Raw genomic sequence first — 4,747 nt, 5'->3', positions numbered from 1 at the left:
GAAAGGGGAATATTCCATTCTCAAGTCGTGAAATTTTTGTTATTCGAAATGCCCTTCAGAGTATGGTTTACCCTGTGGTTGCTGATAAAGGTGTGGAAATCCACCCGAAAGAATCATGACCCGCTGGCACTCATGCTCTTCAGCTTTGCCGGGGAACTCATTCTGATGGGGGAGATCACAGTACAAGGTCCGATGAACGGATACACATGGATTTTCCTGGGTGTCACCTTGGCGGCGAATAAATTCGCCACTACGAAACATGACGGTGCGGTTGCCCTTGCAAGGTCGGAACGATGAGCATATCCCCGACTGGGAAATCCAGCGTCCTGGTTGTTAACTACACGGCACCGGAGTTAAATCACCTGGCCGCAGCGTTGGCGCAGCAAGGGTTGCTACAGCAATATATCCGTCCCTACGCGAATCAGCATCGAGCGTGGGAGGCCACCGTCGAGCGCCTACCTGGCTTAGGGCGCTTGTATACCAAGACCTTTGGCCGCAGGACGATGCCGCTTGGACTGGTCAGAGGTGATATCCGCGAAGCAGCCGTATGGCAGGATTTCGTCCGTGCCGGTGCTCTGCACTTTGGGGGCGTGCGAGGCAAGGCGCTGGCGGAGAATCTCCATTGGAGCATTCAGCAGCATCTTGCGGCGGTGGCCGGCCGCTACGCCCAAAACGCCCGCGTGGTCGTGGGCAGTTATCTAGTGAGTCACAAAGCGTTTGCACGGGCATCCGGCGTTAAAGTGCTCAACTATCCTATCGCCCATCATCGTTACATACAGCGCTTCGTGGCGGAGGAGCGCGAACTGGAGCCCTCTTTTGCCGTGACGCTCCCCGACTGGAGTCAGACACCCGCCTGGGTAGAGCCAAAATTGGATATAGAGTGTGAACGGGCCGATCGGATACTGGTCGGATCGCAATTCGCACGCAACGCCTTTATGGAAGATGGATTCCCTGCAGAGAAGATCATTGTCATTCCTTATGGTGCCGATATTGAACGGTTTTCACCGGCGCGAGAGGCCGCAGATCTGAAAAAAACATTCAGGGCGTTATTTGTCGGAAGTATCGTGCAGCGTAAGGGGGTTTCCTACCTGCTGCGCGCCTATCAGCGTTTTAAAGGCCCCAACACGGAACTCGTTCTTGTGGGAAATCACCCCGACGATTCGAGCTCATTTGCGCCATTCCGAGACGACTTCAAGCATATACCCCATGTACCACAGGCGGATCTCCCCGAGATCTACCGGAGCGCCGACGTGTTTGTGTTTCCCAGCCTGCTCGAAGGTATGCCTCTTGTCGTTTTGGAGGCCATGGCCTCGGGATTGCCGGTGATTACCACACCCAACGGTCCGGGCGATCTGGTGCGCGACGGCATTGACGGCTTCGTCGTGTCGATCCGCGATGTGGATGCCATCGTGGAAAAGCTGGAATACCTGCGTGCGCACCCGGAAGAACGTCTGCGCATGGGGCAAAACGCCCGGGAGCGCGCCAAAATGTTTACTTGGGAGCGGTATGAATCGAATGTTGCGGATTTTCTCGGCTCATTATGTGGGAACGAGGTTGCCTGAATGAAAGTTCTGATAGTGGGCAATTATCCGCTCGGTTACCAGCAAAGCATGCATCGTTATGCGGAACTACTCGTCCAAGGACTGGAAATCGCCGGTGTGGATGTGCGTTTGATAAGGTCAACGCCCGTCTTTGGCCGCTTAAAACGCGGCGATGAAGGGCTCAGTAAATGGTTGGGGTATATGGACCGTTACCTGCTTTTTCCACCGCTGTTGAGATGGCGGGCGCGGCACTTTGATGTGGTACATATCGCTGATCAGGGAAACGGGATGTATGCGTCGATGCTGGGCAATAAACCGAGTGTCGTGACTTGCCACGATATGTTGGCCATACGCAGTGCTTTGGGGGAGGTGTCTGAGAATCCCACCCGGCTAACGGGGCGTATTCTTCAGCGTTGGACATTGCGCGGACTCAAACGTGCGGCCCATGTGGTCTGCGTGTCGGAACAAACCCAGCGAGAATGGTGGCGCATAGGCTTTCCTGCTCTAAGCGGCACATCGGTTGTGCCTAATGCGTTGAATTACCCATATCACCCGATGGATCAAGCCGAAAGGAAGGCGCGTTTGGATCGATTGGGTGTGGGAGACACGCCGTACGTCCTGCATGTGGGTAGCAATAATTGGTATAAAAATCGCCCCGGATTGGCGCGAATTTTTGATGCGCTGGCCCAGCATGACACGTTTGGCACATTTCAACTGGTCATCGCCGGCAAAGCGCTCGAAGCAGAGGTGGAGAATTGGCTTCTAGCGCGGGGGCATGGTGCTCGACTTATCCAAACCGGGCCTGTCGATAATGAAGACCTGCGAGCGCTGTATTCGGGCGCTGCGTTGCTTTTATTTCCGTCATTGCAGGAGGGCTTCGGTTGGCCGATTGTGGAGGCGCAGGCCTGCGGTTGTCTGGTCGCCACAACCAACCGGGCACCGATGACGGAGGTGGGTGGGCAGGGTGCGATTTATTTTGATGTGTCTGACCCCAAGGGCGCGGCTGCTACCATTGCCGGGGCGTGGGACGATCGGGATGCGTTGCTTGGTCGCGGGCTTGAGAATGCTAAACGGTATACGACAGAGGCAATGATCGCTGGTTATGTAGACGCTTATCGTGCGGTCGGTAGTGGCAATCATCGTTCGGAGTCGGCATGAAAGTCCTGCACGTCATTGAGTCTTTCGCGCCGCGCTACGGGGGACCCGTATCGGTGGCAATGGCTTTGGCGTGTGCGCAGGCCCATGTAGGCCATGATGTGACGGTTTGCACCACCAATCTGGATTATCCCCATGGGGTATTACGGCCGCCTGGTCGAGCTACGATTTGCCATAATCGCGTGCAAGTGCTTTATTTCCCAGCGCAGTTCCGGCCTCTTACATTTTCTGCACAGCTCAAACATTTTATCAAAAACAATATCGCCACCTTCGATATTATCCATATCCACGGCTTGTACCGCTTTCCACCGACCTATGCCGCCTATCGGGCACGCAAGCAGAAAGTACCTTATGTGATCACGCCACATGGCGCCTTGGACCCGTATCTGTACACGAAGAGCTCGCGCAACGTTCTGCTCAAGCGTCTGTATGAACGCTGGTTCGATCTCCCCAACCTGCATGGGGCCGGTGGAATACACTATACAGCGGAGGATGAACGGCAGCGGGCGGCGTTTCTCGGGTTGCGCGCGCCGTCGTTCGTGATACCGAACGGCGTTGATTGGGGCCAGTATGCACAATTGCCCGCACGGGGGGCTTTCCGTGCAACGCTGAAACTGGGTGATGCCCCATTGGTGTTGTTTCTAGGGCGGCTGCATCCCAAGAAGGGGCTTGATCTGCTAATCCCGGCCTTTGAAACGATCCGGCGGCGGGTCGCCGGTGCGCAGCTTGCCATCGTCGGCCCGGAAAATGACCGCTTCGGGCAACAGGTGCGGGCTTGGGTGGCCGAGCGTGGCTTGGCGGAGGCGGTGCATTTCGTCGGGCATCTGGATGGGGCGGATGTGATTCAGGCCTATGTGGACGCGGATGTTTTCGTATTGCCGTCTTATACGGAGAACTTTGGCATGACCGTGGTAGAGGCCATGGCCTGCGCCTTGCCGGTGGTGATCTCGGATCAGGTGAATATTTATGCGGAGGTCGCCCAGTCGGGGGCTGGCCTGGTGACGCGCTGCGACAGCGATGAGGTTGCGGAGGCGGTGATCGCGCTGTTGGTGGACCCAGATCGGAAAGGCGTCATGGGGTGGGCGGGGCGAGAGGCGGCCCGGACACGCTATTCTTGGCCTAATATTGTGGATGCGCTCTCGCGGGAATACGCATCGGTTATTCGCGAAAGAAAGACAAATAGTCTATAACATAATTGTATAATCAAAAGTTGGCCTATTAACTGGCTTACTGGAAGCCGCATATATTTGGATACGCATGAGTGAACAGAATCAGGCCGAAGAGACGATGATGCTTGTTCAGGACCTGTCGCGCTTTCGGGTGCCCAGCACGTTCCGCGGTCGGTCGGGATGGTACGTACAGGTCTGGTGGCTCGTCCAGGCCTGTCTGTTCGCGTGGTCACCGCAAGTTCTTTATGGCTGGCGCCGCTTCTTGTTAAGGCGCTTCGGCGCGAAGATCGGGAAAGGCGTTATCATTCGCCCCAGCGTACGCATTACCTATCCGTGGAAAGTCTCTATTGGGGATTCCGCCTGGGTTGGTGATGAGGTGGTGCTGTACAGCCTGGGCGAGATTGATATCGGCGCCAATGCCGTGGTGTCGCAGCGTTGTTATCTCTGTACGGGCAGCCATGATTATACCAAGCCGACATTTGATATTCATGCAAAACCCATCCTGATCGGCGCGGAGGCATGGCTTGCGACGGATGTGTTCGTTGCGCCGGGCGTCAGCATCGGGCGGGGCGCGGTGGTAGGCGCCCGCAGTTCCGTATTCGAGGATATTCCTGATCTGATGCTGGCCAAGGGTAGCCCAGCAAAACCATTCAAAAAACGGGTACTTGCCGAGGACGAGGATAAGATGCAGGAGGCGCACGTATGAATATCCTCATCTACGGCCTCAACTACGCCCCCGAGCCCACCGGCATCGGCAAGTACACCGGCGAGATGGCGGAATGGCTAACTGCACAGGGACATGCGGTGGAGGTGATCTGCGGCCTGCCCCATTATCCGCAGTGGCGGGTGGCGGCGGGCTATGAGGGGTTCCGCTTCCGTAGC

General features: G+C 56.4%; 5 protein-coding genes and 1 pseudogene. All 6 read left to right on the top strand.

Annotation, left to right across the window (positions count from 1 at the left end; all coding sequences use genetic code 11):
- The coding region (locus Q0C48_RS02630) for a hypothetical protein (protein WP_291521274.1) at positions 1–297 on the top strand (297 nt) is incomplete at its 5' end.
- Positions 294–1,562, top strand: coding sequence for a glycosyltransferase family 4 protein (locus tag Q0C48_RS02625; RefSeq protein ID WP_291521271.1), 1,269 nt, complete (start codon positions 294–296; stop codon positions 1,560–1,562). The genes Q0C48_RS02630 and Q0C48_RS02625, both read left to right, overlap by 4 nt.
- On the top strand, positions 1,563–2,699 hold the full coding sequence (locus Q0C48_RS02620; protein WP_291521269.1) for a glycosyltransferase family 1 protein: 1,137 nt from the start codon (positions 1,563–1,565) through the stop codon (positions 2,697–2,699).
- Positions 2,696–3,886, top strand: coding sequence for a glycosyltransferase (locus Q0C48_RS02615; protein WP_291521267.1), 1,191 nt, complete (start codon positions 2,696–2,698; stop codon positions 3,884–3,886). The genes Q0C48_RS02620 and Q0C48_RS02615 overlap by 4 nt, the downstream gene beginning before the upstream one ends.
- A gap of 67 nt (positions 3,887–3,953) precedes the next feature.
- Entirely contained in the window at positions 3,954–4,571 is a 618-nt protein-coding gene (locus Q0C48_RS02610; RefSeq protein ID WP_291521265.1) for a putative colanic acid biosynthesis acetyltransferase, read from the top strand.
- Positions 4,568–4,747, top strand: a pseudogene (locus tag Q0C48_RS02605) (glycosyltransferase); the annotation flags it as partial. The gene Q0C48_RS02610 and the pseudogene Q0C48_RS02605, both read left to right, overlap by 4 nt.

This window comes from Acidithiobacillus sp. (assembly GCF_023255755.1).
Taxonomy (GTDB): domain Bacteria; phylum Pseudomonadota; class Gammaproteobacteria; order Acidithiobacillales; family Acidithiobacillaceae; genus Acidithiobacillus.
Note: the sequence above shows the minus strand (reverse complement) of the source record. Positions and strands in the feature narration are given on the sequence as shown.

Excerpts from the sequence above, each read along its gene's own strand:
- Q0C48_RS02625 (WP_291521271.1), top strand. The coding sequence starts at position 294 with ATGAGCATATCCCCGACTGGGAAATCCAGCGTCCTGGTTGTTAACTAC.
- Q0C48_RS02620 (WP_291521269.1), top strand. The coding sequence starts at position 1,563 with ATGAAAGTTCTGATAGTGGGCAATTATCCGCTCGGTTACCAGCAAAGC.
- Q0C48_RS02615 (WP_291521267.1), top strand. The coding sequence starts at position 2,696 with ATGAAAGTCCTGCACGTCATTGAGTCTTTCGCGCCGCGCTACGGGGGA.
- Q0C48_RS02610 (WP_291521265.1), top strand. The coding sequence starts at position 3,954 with ATGAGTGAACAGAATCAGGCCGAAGAGACGATGATGCTTGTTCAGGAC.